We start from the raw sequence: 20,213 nt of genomic DNA, 5'->3' as shown, positions 1-20,213 counted from the left end.
ACCTTATAATTATGAAATTTAAAAAAATTATATATATATTTATAATTAGCATATTTATTTTAGCCTTATATGGAATGTTTCACCAACGCAGGAGTTTATATAGCAAAGTTAATACAGTTAATACAGTAAAAGTTACAATACCTGAAGGGTATACAAATGAACAAATAGGACAAGCACTACAAAAATCAGGAATAGTTACGGAAAAAGACTTTATAAATGAAGTTGAAAATTGGACAGATGATAATTACTGGTTTTTAAAAGGGGTGCCAAATGATAAGCATAAGTTAGATGGATTCTTATATCCTGCCACATATTCTTTTCCAAAAAATGCATCGAGTAAAACCATTATAAATGAAATGCTTAAAACTTTTGCAATAAACATAGAACCTAGTAAAAATTATATAACCGAGAACAAACTAAATATAAGAAATGTTGTAATAACAGCTTCTCTAGTAGAAAAAGAAGCAGAAAAAGATGTAGACAGACCAAAGATAGCAAGTGTTATTTATAATAGGTTAAATAAAAATATGCCATTGCAGATAGATGCAACTATCCTATATGTAATTGGACATAGAGACAAGCTATACAATAAAGATTTAGCAGTTCCATCACCATATAATACCTACTTGAATAAAGGATTGCCACCGTCACCAATATGTAATCCAGGAACTAAGTCAATAAATGCCGCTATCCATCCAGCAAATACGAATTATCTTTACTATGTATTAAATAGTAAAACTAATGAACATGTATTTTCTGAAACTTATGCCGATCATGCTAAAAACGTAGCCTTATATGTTAAATAAATAATGATGTCGTAGATATTGAAAGTGTTTTATATATTGCTGTACAGCTGCAATTTTTCAATAAATAAGGTTGCTAATCTGGACATGCTTTTTTCATGTACCATATATGAAAAATATCTATTGTATTCAGTTTTAGTAGGAATAATTTCTATTTCTCTGTTTTTTACTGCCTCATTTACAACTAAAGATGAAATAAAGGTTATCCCTAGATTATTTTTTACAGCTTCCTTTATGGCATAATTGCTTCCTAAGACAATAAAGTTTTTTGGTGATATACCTTCATTATTTAAAAAAATATTTAAGTTTTCCCCTGTTCCAGACCCTTCTTCTCTATGTATCCAAGTTTGCCTTGATAAATAATCTCTTAGTTTTAAGCTCTTATTACCACAAAAAGAGTTAGGAGCAACAATGATCATAGTATCTTTATAAAAATTTTCATGTACATAATTATGTATTGGAACTGTGCCTTCAATTAAAGCTATATCTATATCATAATTTTTGAATTTATCATAGATATGCTTTGTATTTTCTATGGTAACCTCCAGTTTTATTTTTGGAAACTCTTTAATAAAATCACCTAATATGGAGGGAAGGAGAAATTCTCCAATAGTCATACTTGAACCGAGCTTTAGGGTTCCCGAAATGGAATTATGATAACTACTTAGTTCTTCCTTGGTTTCTTCTAAAAATCCAAGCAGTTGCTTAGCACGTTCATATAAAATTTTGCCTGTCTGCGTAATTAATATATTTCTCTGTTTATTTGATCTTTCTATTAATCTTGTATTAAAATATTTTTCCAGAATTGATATGTGTGAACTGACACTTGGTTGGGATATATTAATAAAATTTGCAGCTTTAGTAAAACTCTTTTTATCTACCACAGCAATAAATGTTTTTAATTCTTCTATCATAATATCACCTCATCTATTAAAAATATTAATAGGTATAATAAAAAATCTGTATTATACTTATTGGTTAAAAAAAAGTATACTATATACACAATAATGTTGCAAGAAAAACAGGAGTGAGATAAATGAAAGAATTAAATGAGGTTCTTCTAAGTGAAATTGATGAATTTAGAAGTCTTGGTCATAAATTTTTAAAAGGTGAAATAAGTAAAATGGATTTTAAAAAAGCCTCTGGGGGTATGGGAGTATATGCCCACCGAAATAAAAAGGAATTCATGATAAGATTTAGAATACCATCAGGTATAGCTTCTAGAGAAAACTTAAAATTAATATATGATTTTGCCAATAGATACAATTTAAGGGGAATACATCTAACTACTCGACAGGCAGTTCAATTGCATGGTATTAGTATTGATGATATTTGTGATGCAATGAAAGAAGGTATAGAAAAAGGTTTATACTCAAGAGGGGCAGGAGGAAATTTTCCAAGGAATGTTGCCATATCTCCATTATCAGGAGTGGAAAAGGAAGAAGCCTTTGATGTATCACCCTATGCGCTAGCTGTAGGTAAACATTTCTTAAATAAAATATATACCTATAAACTTCCAAGAAAATTAAAAGTATCATTTTCTAGTAACAATGATGATCTATCCCATGTAACTGTAGTTGATTTAGGCTTTTTAGCTGTAAAGAAAAATGAAAAAAATTATTTTAAGGTGTATTTAGGTGGTGGACTTGGAAGAAATCCTAAGCTATCTGCAGAATTTCATGAGCTTATAGAACCGAAAGATGTTCTATATCATATTGAAGCCATGACACAGCTTTTTATAAATGAAGGAGACTATAATAATAGTGGAAAGGCCCGTATAAGATATATAATGGACAGAATGGGTAAAGAAGAATTTATAAATTGCTATAAAAGCTACCTTGACAAAGTAAAAGTAAATGAAAATTTAGAAATAGATATTAAAGAAAAATTTTACAATAAAAAGGGAATTGAAACCACAATAGAAAATCCAAGAATAGTTTCTCAAAAACAATTTGGATTGTATAGCGTATATGTTCATCCAATAGGAGGGCAATTATCTTTAGAGGATTTAAAGATTATATTAGAAGAGACGGAAAATATAGAAGATGTGGAAATAAGATTATCCTTAACTGAAGGTTTATATATTAGAAATTTAAATGGAAGAGAAGCAGAAAGACTTCTTGAAAAAACAAAGCATATAGGTGGAGTAACCCGTTTAGAACATTCAGTATCCTGCATTGGTGTGCCAATCTGTCAAATGGGTGTTTTGGAGACGCAGCGTACTCTAAAGGAAATAGTAGATTATTTTAAAAGTAATAATTTTACTAAAGATGTATTGCCGCAAATTCATATATCAGGATGTCCAAATTCATGTGGTGTACATGAGATAGGTAAAATTGGACTCTGTGGAAGGATGAAAAAGATTAATGGTGAACTAAGAAATGTATTTGAACTTCATTTAGAAGGAGATCTGGGTGTAGATAAGACAAAACTTGCTAAATATTATGGAGATATTCTTCAGGAAAAAATACCTGAGTTTTTATATAAATTAGCTATAATTATAGATGACTCTAATGAAGAATTTTCGAAGTGTATAGAAAGAAATGAAGAAGAAATAAATACACTGATAGGTAGGTATGCAGTATAAGCTAAGATTTAAATAGTAAATAATCCAATAATAAATTAAATGTTAATAATATATGAGCTGAAATGAAATTGTTTATTTTTAGTGAAAGATTAAATAAAATATTTTCAAGCAAAAAAAGAAGGCCTATCAGGAATTACTATGCTGATAGGCCTTTTATTTGCATTAAAGACTTTTTATAATTGATTTTGTGAAAATAAATATAGAAAAGGAGACTTTAGTATGGGCGGTATAATTTTAAAGAAGTATAATATAATTTGTATTAGAACTTTAAACACAATAAAGACTGAAAGGTTATAAATTAAAAGAGGGGATAAAGTGGAATTTGATATTTATAAAATTGCGGATAACTATAAATTGACGGAAACAGAGAGGCAGATACTTGAATATATACTAGAAAATATCGAATCTGTGCTGAATAAAGGAGTGAGAGAAGTTGCCAATATTAATTATACTTCAGCAGCCACAATAATTAAATTGTCGAAAAAATTAGGATATACAGGTTATGTGGACATGCTATACCGTTTGAATTTCATGATAAAAAATCATAAGGAAAATCAAGAACATACATCTGATATTACTAGTTTCATAGCTGATATTGACAAACAGATTATAGAAAAATTTGTCTCTATGCTAATTACCCATAGAAATGACATAATTTTCATTACAGCTACCGGTTTTTCTGATGCTGTTGCAGAATTTCTTTGGAGAAAGATGCTGGTTTTAGGATTTAAATGTATTAAAACAAACTCTTATGGTGTATATGATAATAATCAGATAGGAGGCACTTTAGTGATTGGAATATCTAAAAGTGGAGAAACTGAAAGCGTAACAAAGGTTATAGATTATGCAGTTAAAAATAGTTTAGACATTATTACTTTTACCGGAAGTAATAATGATCATATGGCCAAGCAATCCACTCTTCATTTTTCTATACTGGACGATAAGGAGCTAGATGATAGAAATATTACCGCTAATTATTTTTACGCTAGAGTAATGATTGTTATAGAATATCTATTAGATAAAGTAATAAATGCTTTATCTAATGCTAAAAAGGACTAGTCTATGGCTAGTTTAGTAGGTTTAAGATCAATTTATATGTAAACGTAAACATAAACATAAACATAAACATGTTTACATTTTAGTCAACATGTTCCTTAAACAGTTAAACATATTAACAAGATTAGTTAAAGATGTTATTCTGTATTCAGGTAATTACCAAGGAAAAATTTATTACAAGATAGTAGATAGATATATCTAAATGTGGAGGTATATTAAATGAAAGATAAGATTTTAAATAGCATGCAAAGATTTGCCAAAGCCATGATTGGACCTGTCTTATTCTTACCTATAGTAGGTATGCTAATTGCATTAACTGCTATTCTTACTAATACTGCTTTTGTTACACAAGGTGGGGCAATTTGGAGAACAGGAAAGTTTTTCAATGGTATGTTATCACCAATTATGAATAATTTAAGTATTTTATTTTGTGTTGGAATTGCCATGGGGATGTCAAAAAAGAAGAAGGCAGAAGCAGCGTTTGTTGCTATTATGTCATATATTTTATTTTTAGGCGCCAATAGTGCATGGCTACAATTATCAAGTAAATTGATTAAAGGCGATACAGCAAGCGTTTTATATGGGACAGGTCAGACAATTCAGCTTGGATTTCATGTAACTGACATGGGTGTTTTTCTAGGAATGATTTTAGGGGTTTTAGTAGCCTTAGTGCATAACAAATATGGAAATGTAGAATTTAAGGGTGCCATGGCTGCTTATGGTAATAGCAAACTTGTATTCGTTATCATGATCCCTATAATAGCAGTATTCAGTATTATCATGACTTATGTTTGGCCTACTGTAGCAAGTGGTATCACATCTCTTACAGGATTTATGAGTGCGGCAGGGCCCGCGGGAGTATTTGTCTATGGATTTTTAAATAGATTTTTAGTTCCAACAGGATTGCATCATTTAATATGGTCACCATTTTTATATTCACCAGTAGGTGGTCAGATGATCATCAATGGACAAAATGTAATTGGTGCAAAACCTATATTTTTAGCATTACTTAATGATAATACAATTACTATGATGCCAGATTCATCAAGATTTTTGACCTATGGCTTAGTTAAAACCTTTGGAGTAATAGGTGTAGCTTTAGCATTTTACTCAACTGCTAAGAAAGTAAAACGTACTAATCTAAAAGCACAATTAATACCAGCAACTTTAACAGCTGTAATAGCCGGAATCACTGAGCCATTAGAATTTACGTTTATATTTGCAGCTCCATTATTATGGTTTGTATATTCAGTTATTGATGGATTATTTCAAATGCTGGTGTATTTACTTAATGTAAGAGTCTGTGCAACAAATGGTATTTTAGATTTTCTTGTTATAAATCTTCCCGCGGGTATAGGTAAAACTCATTGGCCTGTATACGTATTGGTTGGATTAGTTGAAATAGGTGTGCTTTTTGTAGTATTTAAATTTATGATTGAAAAAATGAATTTAAAAACTCCTGGAAGAGAAGATGATGATACAGATATTATAATCGATTTAGATGAAAATGCTAAAAAAGTTAAACAGGAGATTAAAGCAGGTAATAAAAGTAGTGATAAATTAAATAAGGAAAATGAAGATAGAGAAAAAGCGCTAACAATAATTAAAGCATTGGGTGGTAAAGATAATATAACATCTGTAGAAAATTGTTTTTCAAGACTTAGAGTAGATGTAATCGATAACACTATAATTGATGAAAAGACTCTAAAAACTACAGGGGCATCTGGAGTTGTAAGAAAAGCAAATAATATACAAGTTGTATATGGTCTTTCAGTTAATAAAATTAGAACAATTGTAGATGAAGCTTTGGAGAGATCAGAATAAATCATGCTTAGTTAATCAATTATAAATTAACATTCTATGGTTTTATAATTGAGTAAATATAAAAGTATAAATTTTAGCTGTTTATACAAATCAATACTTATTAAGATTGTGTAATTAACTAATAATAGAGTGAAATAGGGGAGGAATAATTGTAATGAAAACATTTAAATTAGTAATTGTAGGTGGAGGCAGTACTTACACACCAGGAATTGTTAAAAGCTTACTTTCAAGAAAAGAGGAATTTAAATTATCGGAATTAAGATTATATGACATAAATGAAGAACGTCAGAATAAAGTAGGAGTAATAGTAAAAAAAGTTGTAGAAATGTTTGATCCAGATTTAAAGCTTATATTTACTACTAATCCTGAAGAAGGATTTAAAGATGCTGATTTTGTATTTGCTCAAATGCGTGTTGGACTATATAAATTTAGAGAATTAGATGAAAAAATTCCATTGAAATATAATGTAGTTGGACAGGAGACATGTGGCCCAGGAGGATTGGCCTATGGACTGAGAACTATATATCCTATGGTAGAAATGATTGATTTTTGTGAGAAATATGCAAGTCCAAATTATTGGATTGTCAATTATTCTAATCCAGCAGCTATTGTTGCAAAGGCTATGTATAAGCTGAGACCAAAGGCAAGAATTTTAAATATATGTGATATGCCTGTTGCAATAATGAGAAATATGGCCAATATTTTAGATTGTGATAGACATGAACTTGAGGCAGACTATTTTGGCTTAAATCATTTTGGGTGGTTTACTAAAATTAGGGTAAGTGGTGAAGATAGAACAGAAGAATTAAAGGAGTATGTATCAAAACATGGTTATATTCCTCCTGATTCCAGAAGTGAGGTAAGGCATAATGATGCATCATGGCTGCATACATTTGATAATTCTAAACACATAATGAAGATGTTTCCTAAATATCTTCCTAATACCTACATGCAATATTATCTTTTAGGTGATAAGATTGTTGAAGAGTCGGACAAAAATCATACTAGAGCTAATGAAGTAATGGAAGGAAGAGAAAAGAAAATATTTGTAGCGGTAGATAAATACAATTCTACTGGCGAAATTGATTTGACTCAATTTTTTACAGGAGTACATGGAGAATTTATTGTTGAAGTAGCCATGAGTTTGGCATATGACTTGAGAAAGAGACATTTGGTAATGGTAGAAAATAATGGAGCAATTAAAAATCTTCCAGATGGTGCTATGGTAGAAATACCAGCGTATATTACTAAAGATGGACCAGAACCAATACGTGTTGGAGAAATACCAACTTTCTATAAAGGATTAATTGAACAACAAGAAGCTTGTGAAAAATTAGTTGTTGAAGCTGCAATAGAAGGTTCCTATGAAAAAGCACTTATGGCATTTACTATGAACAAAACAATTCCATCTGCTTTTGTAGCTAAACAAATTTTAGATGATATGATTGAAGCAAACAAAGAGTATTGGCCAAAATTGAAATAAAGGGTGTTTGTATGTTTAGAAATTTATTTAAAAAAAATAATAAAAAAGAAAATGAATTATATGCATTTACAGATGGTATAAGTGTTGATTTGAGTGATGTCAAAGATGATGTATTCTCGCAAAGGATGATGGGAGAAGGTGTTGCTATTAAACCAAGTGACAATAAAATTTTTGCTCCTTGTGATGGATTGATTGTTACCATAATGAAAGAAAGCAAACATGCTATTGGACTTAGAACTAAAGAAGGCATAGAACTTCTTATACATGTTGGAATTGATACTGTAAATTTAAGGGGAGAAGGATTTACTTTACATTGCGAAGAGGGAAAATATGTAAAAAAAGGAGAACTTCTTTTAACATTTAATAAAGAAATACTTGAAGAAAGAGGATTGGATGATATTACTATGATGGTTATAACAAATCTAAATAATTATGAAATACAAAATTTGCATATTGGAGAAAATATGCAGGCAAAGGAAAGTATCTTGCTAGAATATAAATAATAATTTGAAAAACAAGCTTCAGTCTTATGATGAGGCTTGTTTTTTTGCAAAAAAGTTAAAATTGAAAAATACATTTATGAAAAATTTTACAGATGAATATAAATGTTGTTTCGAAATTAACTTCCCAATTTAATTAATTTTTCCACTTCACCTTCTGGACATGTGAAAGAGCCGAATGGATGTGGTGAATTTGAATAATATCCATGAAAGTCTGTTCCGCCAGTCATAATTAAACCATATTTTTCAGCAATATCTTTTATTTGTTTTTTTACTTCTTCTGAATTTCTAGGATGATTGTATTCAACACCTTGTAACAATTTGTTTTTTGCCAATTTTTCTAATAGTCCGATGGAATTAAATTGGCCAGGGTGGGCCATAACTGCAATGCCGCCTACTTCCTTTATTATTTCTAATGCTTCATATACGCTGGGATAGGCAATTTGTACATAGTATTTTCCCTTTTTTGAAAGCAAGCTCTTATAAAAATCTCCAATTACAATGTTGGTGTAGCCTAAATCTGCCATAGGCTGCATTATGTGAGTTTCATACATGGATTGGCTTTTGGAACTGTACTTTTCTATATGTTCCATGGTAATTGGGTACTCCTCCATTAGCATCTGTGCCATTTGCCTTTTGGCGTTTTCTCTATTAATTAAAGTCTTATTTAAAAATCCCTGAAGTTTAAACATATCCTTTGGAAAATAGCAAAGCATATGGACGGAACGTTTAGTTTCGTAGTCAGTAGTGGATATTTCAACTCCTGGTAGTACAGATATACCTATTTTTTCACCAAGGGTATATGCCGGAAGAACCCCTGCCATAGTATCGTGATCTGTAATTGCTATGCAATTTAAACCTACTTGTTTTGAATAAAGTACAATATCCTGTACACTCAAAATTCCATCAGATAAAAAACTATGATTATGCAAATCAGCCTTCATTGTTCCTCCTATCTGCGTAATTTGGTACGCATATAAGGCATATTCAAATGAATAACTAGTCAGTATGCTAGCCTATTTTGAATCCTACTGCGTCAACAGAACCCTCAAATAGCCAACTATCATCGGAACCTGTTTCCTTGTAAGGATTCAAAATATTCGTCGCATCTTTGACTTACTATTTATTTTCACATGCCTAAGTTAATTTTGCTTTTAATAATAACATATCATGAAAAATATTTTTCTTCAAGTTGTTTATATGAAAGGTAATTGCTTATAATAATGGTATCTAAATTTATATAAAATTATCATGAAATAAAATTTTATGAAAAAAATGTTGACAAAATTATGACTTCATACTATAGTGATTATAGAAGGACAATAATAAAATATGTATTCTGTAGTAAGGTATATTTTGTCTAATATTATTTTGCGAAAGGGAGCAAAGTATGGAAAATAATAAAACAGTATTAGACGTGATATTCTCTAAATATGATGATTTTTTCGATGCAGAAAAGAAGATTGCAAATTATATAATAAATAATAAAGAAAAAGTCATAGAAATGACAATTGCAGAGTTATCATCAGCAAGTGGAGCTAGTGAAGCAACCATTTCGAGGTTCTGTAAAAAATGTGATATGAAAGGCTTTCATCATCTTAAAATTAGTCTTGCAAAAGAAATTGTGGAATCAAATGTGGATGCTGTACCAGTATCAAATGATATTGATCAAAATAATATTACTCAATCCTTACAGAATATTTTGGCTAATAAAATAGAAGAACTTAAACAGACAATTTCCATGATAGATGGAGAAAAGTTCAAAGAGATATTAGATATACTCAGTAATGCAAAAACCGTTCAACTTGCAGCAGTTGGTAATACTATTCCAGTTGCTCTGGATGGAACTTATAAGTTTAATCAAATTGGAATTCCAACTGTATCCAATACCATTTGGGAAACACAATTGGCTTATACCTATAATTTGACAGATAAAGATGTAGTCATTGCAATATCTAATTCTGGAGCTTCCAAAAGATTATTGACTGTAATTGAAGCTGCTAATGAGAAGGAAGCTACAACTATTTCCATTACTAATAACGAATGGTCTCCAATTGCAAAAGCTAGTAATTATCATATTACAACTGCCACAAGGGAAAAATTATTTATGGATGAGTATTATTTCTCTAGAGTATCTGCATCTATGATAATTGAAATTCTGTATCTATTCCTAACAGTAAAGAAAGAAGATGCTTATAAAAATATCAGTAAACATGAACAGGCTATTGCTGATGACAAACTGTAATAAATTTATTGTTTAGTACTGCATCAATAAAAATATAATGGAGATAATACATACTTCATTATTAATAAATAATTATCAGTATGAGAATGAAGTCAAAATTAAAAATAAAATAGAAAGTGGGAATTTAAAATGAAAAAATATAATTGGGCTATTTTAGGAACTGGTAATATAGGTGGAGAAATGGCAACTGCATTAAATGAAGTAAATGGTGAAATCTATGCAGTATGTGACATTAATTTAGAAAAAGCACAGGATTTTGCAAATAAATTTCATGTATCAAATGTTTATAATGATGCTGACAAAATGATTGCAAATCCAGATATTGATATTGTGTATATTTCAACACCACACAATCTTCATTATGAATTTTTATTAAAGTCAGTTAAAAATGGGAAACATGTTTTCTGTGAAAAGGCAATTACAGTAAATGCAAAACAGTTAGATGAAGTAGTTGCAATTGCTAAAGAGAAAAACTTAGTTGTAACAGAAGGAATGACTATGTTCCACATGCCTCTATACAAAAAATTAAAGGAAATTGTTGATTCAGGTGCTATAGGTAAAGTAAAGATGGTTCAGGTTAATTTCGGAAGCTGTAAAGAATATGATGTTAAAAATCGTTTCTTCAGTAAAGAATTAGCTGGTGGAGCATTACTAGATATAGGTGTTTATGCAACTTCTTTCGCAAGATATTTCTTGGAGAGCAAACCAAATGTAATTCTTACTACAGCAAAATATTTTGAGACTGGAGTAGATGAGCAATCTGGTATTATTATGAAAAATGATCGTGATCAAATGGCAGTTATGGCTTTAACTATGAGAGCAAAGCAGCCAAAACGTGGTGTTGTTGCAGGGGAACTGGGATATATTGAAGTAAATAATTATCCAAGAGCTGATAAAGCAACTATAACTTATACAGAAGATGGAAGAACAGAAGAACTTCAATTAGGAGAAACAGCAAAAGCTCTAAACTATGAAGTACAAGATATGCAGGAATATATAACTAACAAGACAGGTCAGGAACAGCTTCAATTGACAATTGATGTTACTCACTTACTAAGCGAAGTAAGAAACCAATGGGGTTTTGTATATCCTTTTGAATAAAATATTATTGATTTTGCAGTTTAAAAAATGCTTATTATGCTTCTTGCATAATAAGCATTTTTAACATGAAGCTTATAATGAAATATCTAAATAAAAAGTATTCTATGATTACTGTATTTAAAATTTAACTTATTCACATTTATTATTCAGATGAGGATAATGTTTAATGGACCAATCTTCAATCTCCTTAATAATCTTAGTAAGTTCTTTCCCTTTATCAGTAAGGTAATATTCAACTTTAGGTGGTATCTCTGGATAGATTGTCTTAGTTACTAATTCATCATTTTCTAATTCTTTAAGTTTTTCATTTAATACTTTTTGACTAATGCCCTTAGTTATTCGCTGAAGCTCTAAAAATCTTTTAGGCTCACTATATAAATGGCATAACAAAATTGCCTTCCATTTACCCCTTATAAAATCCATTGCAAAATCTAATAGACATATATATTTTTTCCCATTACAGTATATCATTGAGCTAACCGCCTTTAATTATTTTATATAAGGCATCTGAAAATAAATAATAAGTGAAAGATGCCTAAACCAATTTAAAAATACATTGAATTAAATTATATACTAATAATAAAATCACGGCAAATTTAACTAGGTTAAAGGCAGAGGACATGATAAATCTTACTAATAAGTAAGTAATCTAACTAAAAAGTGCGTACTTGTTACTATATTTATAAAAGCCTATAATAAATTCGTGCAATACAGCAGATTTTATGTAAAGTAATAAAGTTCATTGATCAATATAAAATATGGAGGGATATGTTATGAAGGTAGTTGCTTTTAATGGAAGTCCTAATAAAAATGGAAATACTTATGAAGCTATAAAAGTTGTAGCAGAGGAATTGGAAAAAGAAAATATAGAAGTGGAGATTGTTCATGTAGGGAATAAAGTAATACGTGGATGTTTGGCCTGTGGTGGATGCAGCAGAAATATGAATGAAAAATGTGTAATAAATGATGAGGTTAATGATTGGATACAGAAAATGAAAGAAGCGGATGGAATTATTTTAGCTTCACCTGTTCACTATTCAGGTATAGGTGGAACAATGAAATCATTCTTGGATCGCGCATTTTATGTTACATCTGTAAATAACGGAATGCTTAGACATAAAGTTGGTGCCAGTGTGGTTGCGGTAAGAAGATCTGGAGGTGTTTCAACATTTAGTCAACTGAATAACTATATTAATTATTCAGAAATGGTAATGCCTACGTCAAATTATTGGAATGTAGCCTATGGTACAGCACCAGGAGAAGTAGCTCAAGATGAAGAAGGAAATCAAATCATGAGAGTCTTAGGCAAAAATATGGCTTGGTTAATGAAAATTGTTGATTTTGGAAAAGAGCATGTAGAGGAAAGTAAAAAAGAAGATAAGATATTTATGAATTTTATCAGATGACTACCCACTCTAACACTCTCATCGTACTCTGTAAAAGTGGGAGTGAAGGGTGGTTACGTTCCTGGATAACGATTTCTAAGATAAATATATAATAAATTTTAGGAGGATTAATATGGGCAATATTTCAAATGAAACAGTAACTTTAAATAATGGTGTAAAAATGCCAGTATTAGGACTTGGTGTTTTCAGGGTAGAGGATAGTCCGGAATTAGTTAATGCAGTAAGATCTGCAATAAAGAATGGCTATAGAAGTATTGATGGTGCAGCAATTTATGGTAATGAAGAAAGCATGGGTAAGGGAATACGTGAAGGAATTAAAGAAGCTGGGATTTCAAGAGAAGATTTATTTATCACATCTAAGGTTTGGAATGCAGATTTAGGATATGAATCAACTATAGCAGCCTATGAAACAAGTCTAAAAAAACTTGGACTTGACTATTTGGATTTGTATCTTATACATTGGCCTGTACAGGGAAAATATAAGGAAGCTTGGAGAGCATTGGAATATCTATATAAGCAAGGTCGTGTAAAAACCATAGGAGTAAGTAATTTTCAGGTGCATCATCTTGAAGATATATTAAAGGATGCAGAAATTAAGCCAATGATAAATCAAATAGAATTTCATCCACGTTTAACACAAGGTAAGGTAAGAGAATTCTGTGAAAAAAATAATATTCAAGTGGAAGCTTGGTCACCATTAATGGTTGGTAAATTGTTTGACAATGAAATATTAAAAGAAATTGCTGATAAATATAATAAATCAGTTGCTCAGGTTATATTACGTTGGGATTTAGAGAATAACATAGTTACTATTCCAAAGTCTACGAACGAAGGCAGAATAATTGAAAATTCAAATATATTTGAATTTCAATTAACTAAAGAAGAGGTTGAAAGAATAAACAGCTTAAATCAGGATTTAAGAGTAGGACCTGATCCGGATAATTTTGATTTTTAATTAGGTTAGAGTTTAGATAATTATATTGTAGTATGGGGCTGTCTTGCTATTCGCGTAAATGGAGGATTTATCTAAAATATCATATTTATTAAAATTAAATATCAGTTAATATTTAATAAGCCTGTGATTTTATTAAGTTACAGGCTTATAATAGTTTATATATTTAAAAATCATTTAAGGAAGAAGGCAATAGAAATGATTTATAAAAATATGAAGAGTTATTGTAATATTGGTGATATTAAGCTTGTATATTATGAAAGAGGCAGTGGTGAAACTTTATTATTAATTCATGGAAATAACATGAACAGTATGATGATGAAAAAAATGTTTAATTATCTTTCTAAGTTTTATCACGTTATAGCTGTAGATAGCAGAGGCCATGGAGAGAGTGAAAATGGAGAAAAAATTTATTCCATTGAATTATATGCTGAAGATATAATGAAATTTTGTAGAAATAAATTTTTAAGTAATATAACTATTATAGGATACAGCGATGGTGCAAATGTGGCACTAGCTATTGCACATAGATATCCAGGTATAGCCCCAAAAATGATTCTAATTTGTGGTAATTATAATGCGGATGGAGTAAAATGGATAATTAGGATGCCAATTTTATTGGTAAAATCGGTGCTAGGTATTGTGAAAAAATTTTTACCCAATATGAAATTTATCTTCTGGAAGATAAAATTAATGATAGAGGATTATGGCATAACTAAAAGTGAAATGAGAAAAATTAATACAAATATACTTATACTGGCTGCAAAATATGACTTTGTTTACAGACAGCATCAAATAGATATGAATAGATATCTAAAAAATTCACATATGTATATTGTTAAAGGTACAAATCATCTTAATATTATTACTTCCAGTGAAACCTTTAAGGTAATAAAGGCATTTATCAATGGAAGTAAATAGGAGAAATGAAATGAAAGAAAGATTTAAAGTAATCATACAAAATATAGCTATTCTTATGCTTATTTGTTCAGGAATATCCAAAATAATCTTCCCTTTCCTACATAATTATGGTATCATGCACTATGTTTATGGATTTTACACAAGGGTATATCCGCAGGCCATAGTAATTCATAATACTTTGAATATAATAATTGGATTTTTGACTTTATTGCTAGTCTTTAAACTATATAAGAGAATACGGTATGCCTGGATAATGCAGATTATTATGCTGATTATGTCAATGACACTTCATATTTTCAGAACATTTAATTTGTCTTCAATACTTTTATTGTATGAAGCTTTTATTTTAATTGTTTTGCTAATCTACAGAAATGATTTCAAAAGGAGATCCAATAAAATAACAGTCAAATATGGTATTATAATTGCACTTTTTTCAATTTGCTTAATAATTTTGTATACTGCTATTGGTTTTTTTTCTATGAAGGGTAATTTCAGACATATACATGATTTTAATGATGCTTTGTACAGGGCTGTTAAATTGTTATTTTTTATGGATATAGAGTACAAAAATAGAGCGGGAAGATTATTTGCAGAGTCCGCAATTATTTTTAATTGGATCTGTATTTCACTATCTTTTATACTTATTCTAAAACCATTGATCTACAATCCAATTATTTCAAAGCGTGATAAGGAAAAGGTAAGAAGACTTGTAATGAAGTATGGTGAGAATACCTTGTCTTATTTAGCCTTGGATAATGATAAACGATACTATTTCAGTAATGTTGTAGAAGGCACCGTAGCCTTTACTATAGTGGCAGATGTGGCAGTCTGTTGTGGTGATATTATATGTCCGGATGAAAGTGCAGAGTTTTTTATTTTAGAATTTATAATTTTTTGTAGAGAGAATGGTTTGGAAATTGTATTATTAAATGTTTCAGAAAAATTTTTAAAGCTATATAAAAAGGCAGGCTTTGGATGTGTAAAGTACGGGGAAGATGCAATGTTCCAGTTGTCAGAATATAATTTGAAAGGCGGAAGGGTAGCTAAGGTAAGAGCTGCAATTAACCATGCAAACAGATATGGAATAACAGTTGAAGAATATGAACCATTAAAGCATAAGGAGATTAATATAGAAGATGAAATAAATGAAATCACAAAGCTTTGGAAAGAAAATAAACATGGAGAAATGTCTTTCATGTTGGGAGGAACAGAATTAGATAATCCTATGGATAGACGATACTTTTTTGCAAGGAATGCTAAAGGTAAAATGTTAGGGTTTGTAGTATTTATACCTTTTCAAGGTGGAAAGGGGTATCTTGCAGATGTAACAAGAAGATTACCCGATGCACCTCAAGGGGTAATAGAAAAAATAATCTATGAAGCATTTATGGTAATGAAATCACAAGGAGTAGAATGGGGAAGTATGGGACTGGCTCCTCTTGCAAATGTGAGGGAAAATGACAAGAACGCAATTACAGGCAGATTATTTGAATTTATCTATGAAAATTTAAATAATCTATACAGCTTTAAGACTCTTCATCATTCTAAAGAAAAATATGCTCCTACCCAGTGGGAATCAAGGTATATGGTATATCATCCTAAAATCTTTACTCCAAAAATTGCCTATGCTATTGTAAAAGCACAGAATCCAAAGGGTATTTATGGTTTGATTAAAAGTAAATAGTATGAAACCTTAAAATAAAAGATTTAAACTTTCAACATAACTACAAGATAAGATTATAATAAATAACGTTGAAAGTTTTTATTTAAATTTAATTATTCTGAAAATTAGAAATAAAAGTTTGATTTTTTTGTTGACAAAATATATAATGTGATTTATTATGTAGTTAGGGAAAACCTAACAAACTAATGAGGTGATCTTGTGGACATTAACAAAAAGCTTTATGATACTTATAAACAATTGATGGAAGTAAAGGGGCAGTGCTCCTGTAAACTTATTGACGAACTGAATATGTCGGAATTAACTCTTCGTCAAATTGAGTATATAAAAAAATTTGATCAGCAGGAATGTATTACTACCAGTAAGCTGGCTGAAGTTTTAGACTTATCCAAACCATCAGTTACAGAAATGATAAAGAAGTTCATTAAATTAGATTGTATTTATAAGCAAAAGTGTAATAAGGATGGTAGAGTTTATTATATCCATCTTACAGAAAGAGGAAAATGTATTGCACGATTCGATGAATTGACTACTAAAAGAGTAGTGGATAGAATCATGGAAAGTCTCAACGAAGATGAAATTAATACATTAATAGATCTTCTGTCAAAAGTTAAATAAAGTATTAAACAAATTTTTTTAGGAATGTAGTTAGGTTAATTAAAACTAACTATAATAGGATATATAATTTGCAATTAAAATTGTACATTTAATCAATAGTATCAATTTATAATGAACATGATTTATTGCAATATATATAAATTTATCATTAAAAGGTGAGGGAAATAAAAATGAGAAATGAAGTTATTGAGGCATTAGATGAGATTCGTCCAGCATTACAAAGAGATGGGGGAGATGTAAAATTTATAGACGTCACAGAAGATGGCGTTGTAAAAGTTGAACTACAGGGTTCCTGCAGTGGATGCCCATTTTCCCAGATGACAGTAAAAAATTTAATTGAAACAGAATTGAAAAATAAGATTCCTGAAGTTAAGGCAGTTGTGGGAGTATAATTAAACTTATATTTTAAAGAAACACTAAGACATCTTAATAAATAAAAAGATAAAGATGTCTTAGATTTACAAATGATAAACTGAATTGCCTGACTGATTAAGGATTAAGGTTAAGCTAAAAGGATTGGAGATGATTGGAATGAAAGAATGGAATGTAAATAAAGAACTATCTGTAGTTGTTATACCAAATACAGTGCTATTGCAGGGAAAAAGCGTAACAATAAAGACAAGTAAAGAAATTGGCAATCAATTCTATAATAGAATTGCACAGGATGGTTTCTATGGTGTTGCATTGGCACTTAAAGAGAAGATCAATGGAAATTTATACAGCAAAGACAACTTCTATCACATTGGTACATTAATTAAAGTTGAAGATAGAAAAATATCAAAAGATGGTTATGAATTTACTATGGATGTAGTTGAAAGAGCTGAAGTAGATGAATTTATTCCAGAGGGTGAAAATTATAAAGTAACCTATAAACTCATTCCTGATATTATAGATTTAGATGAAAAAAATCAAATAGAAATGATAAATTACATTAAAACTTTAGTTTCTGAAATTAGTGAGAATTTCAGAGGTTCAGAAGCTTATGTAGAATATATAAATAAATTGAATAACATTACAAATATTATTGCCTATGTATTTCCATTTATGAATTTATCCTATGAAGAAAAACAGGAGTTCCTGGAGATTCGTTCATTGAAAAAGAAAAGCTTGAGATTTTTAGACATACTCATAGATCAAAGGGAATCTATAAAATTCCAAATGGAAATGGCAGCAAAATTCAATGATAAAGTTAATAAAAATTATAGAGAAAATATGCTGAGACAACAGCTTAAGGCTATCCAGGAAGAACTAAATGAATCAGAAGGTAATGGAGCAAAAAATAAAAATAAAAAGGATTATAAGACATTAATAGAAGAAGCTAATATGCCTGAAGATGTTAGAGAAATAGCACTGGATGAATTAAATAAATTAGAGAGACAAGGTCCTAATAGCTCAGAAGGAAATGTTATTGAAAATTATCTTGATTTACTAACAAGTATTCCTTGGAAGAAAAGTGAAGCTAAAGATATAGATATAGAAGCTGCAAGAAAAATACTAAATGAGAGGCACTACGGACTTGATAAAGTTAAAGATCGTATAATTCAGCATTTGGTAGTTATGAAATTAAAACAAAATAAGCAGGGATCAATTCTACTATTAGTAGGACCTCCTGGAGTTGGTAAAACAAGTTTAGGTAAAAGTATTGCTGAAGCTCTCCAGCGTAAATATGTTAGAATAAGCCTTGGTGGAATTAGAGACGAAGCAGAAATTAGAGGACACAGAAGAACTTATATTGGTGCATTACCAGGAAGAATTATTCAGGGAATGAAACGTGCAGGTGAAAAGAATCCAGTATTTATTTTAGATGAAATTGATAAGATGATGGCATCTGTAAGCGGCGATCCTGCCAGTGCACTGCTGGAAGTTCTGGATCCTGAACAAAACAATACTTTTTCAGATCACTATTTGGAAGTACCTTATGATCTATCAGATGTGTTCTTTATTGCAACGGCAAATTCATTGAGGGATATACCGGGACCTTTGCTAGATCGTATGGAGATTATAGATATAAATAGTTATACAGGTCAGGAAAAGTTCCGCATTACAAAGGAACATTTGTGGAGCGAAGTATTGCAAGCACATGGATTAAATGATGATCAGCTGCAAATTGAAGATGAAGCTCTAAAGTCTATTATTGATAAATATACTAGAGAAGCTGGTGTAAGAGGTCTTAAACGTCAATTGGCAGCAGTGGCAAGAGCGGTATCTGAAAAAATTGTGCTTGCCAAAGTAGATTTACCTTATGTGGTTAAAGCGGACATGCTTTTTGATATTCTGGGACATGAAATTGCTGATCATGATAAGGTTGGTGAAAATAATCCACCGGGAGTTGTAACAGGACTTGCTTGGACTCCCGTAGGAGGAGAAATTTTATTCATCGAAGGCGTGCTTATGCCGGGAAATGGACAATTGATTCTTACAGGCCAACTAGGAGATGTAATGAGAGAATCTGCTAAGATTTCTCAGAGTCTTATTCGTTCAAGATTAGCCTTTAGTTTAAAGAATGTTGAATTCGATAAAAATGACTTACATCTTCATGTACCAGCAGGAGCCATTCCAAAAGATGGACCATCTGCAGGAGTAGCATTATTTACAACTATTGCTTCACTGGTAACAGGCCATAAAGTGGATTCTAAACTGGCAATGACAGGTGAAATCTCATTAAGAGGTGCAGTACTTCCTGTAGGTGGAATTAAAGAAAAAGTATTAGCAGCTCATCGTGCAGGAATAAAACGTGTTATTTTACCAAAGGGCAATGAAAAAGATATAATGGATATTCCAGAAGATGTTAGAAATGAATTACAATTCATCCTTGTAGAAACTATTGAAGATGTAATAAAAGAAACTATAGGTATAGAACTTCCAAAGCCAGCTATTTTGGATATGACAGCAGGAATTGTGGGGGAAGTTAGAATATAGAATTAATATCTAATGATTAAATATTATGATAAATTATTTATAAACGTATGTGGGTTTGAATAAAAATCTACATACGTTATTTTATTTTACAAAGCTAAAAAATTATTGAACGGAATA

Annotated in this window: 18 protein-coding genes; 15 read left to right on the top strand and 3 right to left on the bottom strand. The window is 30.3% G+C overall.

What is annotated here, in order from left to right; translation table 11 throughout:
- Positions 1-11: 11 nt before the first annotated feature.
- Positions 12-806 (top strand): endolytic transglycosylase MltG, encoded by a 795-nt coding sequence (gene mltG, locus ABF633_RS02605; protein ID WP_415521732.1) that lies wholly within the window; start codon positions 12-14, stop codon positions 804-806.
- Positions 807-835: 29 nt separating this feature from the next.
- Here mltG and ABF633_RS02600 read toward each other — a convergent pair whose 3' ends face one another.
- Entirely contained in the window at positions 836-1,717 is an 882-nt protein-coding gene (locus ABF633_RS02600; RefSeq protein ID WP_415521730.1) for a LysR substrate-binding domain-containing protein, read from the bottom strand.
- A gap of 122 nt (positions 1,718-1,839) precedes the next feature.
- Between ABF633_RS02600 and ABF633_RS02595 the strand changes: the two genes are divergently transcribed.
- The 5 genes from ABF633_RS02595 to ABF633_RS02575 all read left to right on the top strand — a co-directional run bounded on the left by ABF633_RS02595 (position 1,840) and on the right by ABF633_RS02575 (position 8,256).
- The gene (locus ABF633_RS02595) at positions 1,840-3,390 is read left to right on the top strand and encodes a nitrite/sulfite reductase (protein ID WP_415521728.1); all 1,551 of its coding nucleotides are present in this window, start codon (positions 1,840-1,842) and stop codon (positions 3,388-3,390) included.
- Between the two features lie 315 nt (positions 3,391-3,705).
- On the top strand, positions 3,706-4,449 hold the full coding sequence (locus ABF633_RS02590) for a MurR/RpiR family transcriptional regulator (protein WP_415521726.1): 744 nt from the start codon (positions 3,706-3,708) through the stop codon (positions 4,447-4,449).
- Between the two features lie 216 nt (positions 4,450-4,665).
- Positions 4,666-6,270, top strand: a complete 1,605-nt coding sequence (locus ABF633_RS02585) for a PTS transporter subunit EIIC (RefSeq protein WP_415521724.1) — start codon at positions 4,666-4,668, stop codon at positions 6,268-6,270.
- 154 nt (positions 6,271-6,424) lie between these two features.
- Positions 6,425-7,753 (top strand): 6-phospho-alpha-glucosidase, encoded by a 1,329-nt coding sequence (locus ABF633_RS02580; protein ID WP_415521722.1) that lies wholly within the window; start codon positions 6,425-6,427, stop codon positions 7,751-7,753.
- Between the two features lie 11 nt (positions 7,754-7,764).
- Positions 7,765-8,256 carry a PTS sugar transporter subunit IIA gene (locus tag ABF633_RS02575; protein ID WP_415521720.1) on the top strand — a complete coding sequence of 164 codons (492 nt, stop codon included), beginning with the start codon at positions 7,765-7,767 and terminating at the stop codon, positions 8,254-8,256.
- A 116-nt stretch (positions 8,257-8,372) separates the two neighbouring features.
- Here ABF633_RS02575 and ABF633_RS02570 read toward each other — a convergent pair whose 3' ends face one another.
- Positions 8,373-9,197 (bottom strand): PHP domain-containing protein, encoded by an 825-nt coding sequence (locus ABF633_RS02570; protein ID WP_415521718.1) that lies wholly within the window; start codon positions 9,195-9,197, stop codon positions 8,373-8,375.
- Positions 9,198-9,643: 446 nt separating this feature from the next.
- Between ABF633_RS02570 and ABF633_RS02565 the strand changes: the two genes are divergently transcribed.
- Positions 9,644-10,498 carry a MurR/RpiR family transcriptional regulator gene (locus ABF633_RS02565; protein WP_415521716.1) on the top strand — a complete coding sequence of 285 codons (855 nt, stop codon included), beginning with the start codon at positions 9,644-9,646 and terminating at the stop codon, positions 10,496-10,498.
- A gap of 129 nt (positions 10,499-10,627) precedes the next feature.
- Positions 10,628-11,599, top strand: coding sequence for a Gfo/Idh/MocA family protein (locus ABF633_RS02560; protein ID WP_415521714.1), 972 nt, complete (start codon positions 10,628-10,630; stop codon positions 11,597-11,599).
- 129 nt (positions 11,600-11,728) lie between these two features.
- On the opposite strand, the gene ABF633_RS02555 is transcribed toward ABF633_RS02560, so the two are convergent.
- Entirely contained in the window at positions 11,729-12,070 is a 342-nt protein-coding gene (locus tag ABF633_RS02555) for a winged helix-turn-helix transcriptional regulator (protein WP_415521712.1), read from the bottom strand.
- Between the two features lie 302 nt (positions 12,071-12,372).
- On the opposite strand from ABF633_RS02555, the gene ABF633_RS02550 reads away from it, so the two are divergent.
- From ABF633_RS02550 to lon, 7 genes are all read left to right on the top strand, one after another.
- Positions 12,373-13,005, top strand: a complete 633-nt coding sequence (locus tag ABF633_RS02550) for a flavodoxin family protein (RefSeq protein WP_415521710.1) — start codon at positions 12,373-12,375, stop codon at positions 13,003-13,005.
- Between the two features lie 112 nt (positions 13,006-13,117).
- Positions 13,118-13,960: an aldo/keto reductase gene (locus tag ABF633_RS02545; RefSeq protein ID WP_415521708.1), complete on the top strand. Its 843-nt coding sequence runs from the start codon at positions 13,118-13,120 to the stop codon at positions 13,958-13,960.
- A gap of 210 nt (positions 13,961-14,170) precedes the next feature.
- Positions 14,171-14,878: an alpha/beta fold hydrolase gene (locus ABF633_RS02540; RefSeq protein WP_415521707.1), complete on the top strand. Its 708-nt coding sequence runs from the start codon at positions 14,171-14,173 to the stop codon at positions 14,876-14,878.
- 10 nt (positions 14,879-14,888) lie between these two features.
- A complete protein-coding gene (locus ABF633_RS02535; RefSeq protein WP_415521705.1) occupies positions 14,889-16,562 on the top strand; it encodes a phosphatidylglycerol lysyltransferase domain-containing protein in 1,674 nt (557 codons plus the stop codon).
- A gap of 198 nt (positions 16,563-16,760) precedes the next feature.
- Positions 16,761-17,177, top strand: a complete 417-nt coding sequence (locus ABF633_RS02530) for a MarR family winged helix-turn-helix transcriptional regulator (protein ID WP_415521703.1) — start codon at positions 16,761-16,763, stop codon at positions 17,175-17,177.
- Between the two features lie 170 nt (positions 17,178-17,347).
- Positions 17,348-17,569, top strand: coding sequence for a NifU family protein (locus ABF633_RS02525; protein ID WP_415521701.1), 222 nt, complete (start codon positions 17,348-17,350; stop codon positions 17,567-17,569).
- Between the two features lie 139 nt (positions 17,570-17,708).
- Entirely contained in the window at positions 17,709-20,096 is a 2,388-nt protein-coding gene (gene lon / locus ABF633_RS02520) for an endopeptidase La (protein ID WP_415521699.1), read from the top strand.
- Positions 20,097-20,213 lie beyond the last annotated feature (117 nt).

Origin of the sequence: Clostridium sp., assembly GCF_047718555.1 — a bacterium.
Lineage (GTDB): Bacteria > Bacillota > Clostridia > Clostridiales > Clostridiaceae > Clostridium_I.
The sequence above is the reverse complement of the archived record's forward strand: the minus strand, read 5'-3'. Positions and strand labels throughout refer to the sequence as shown.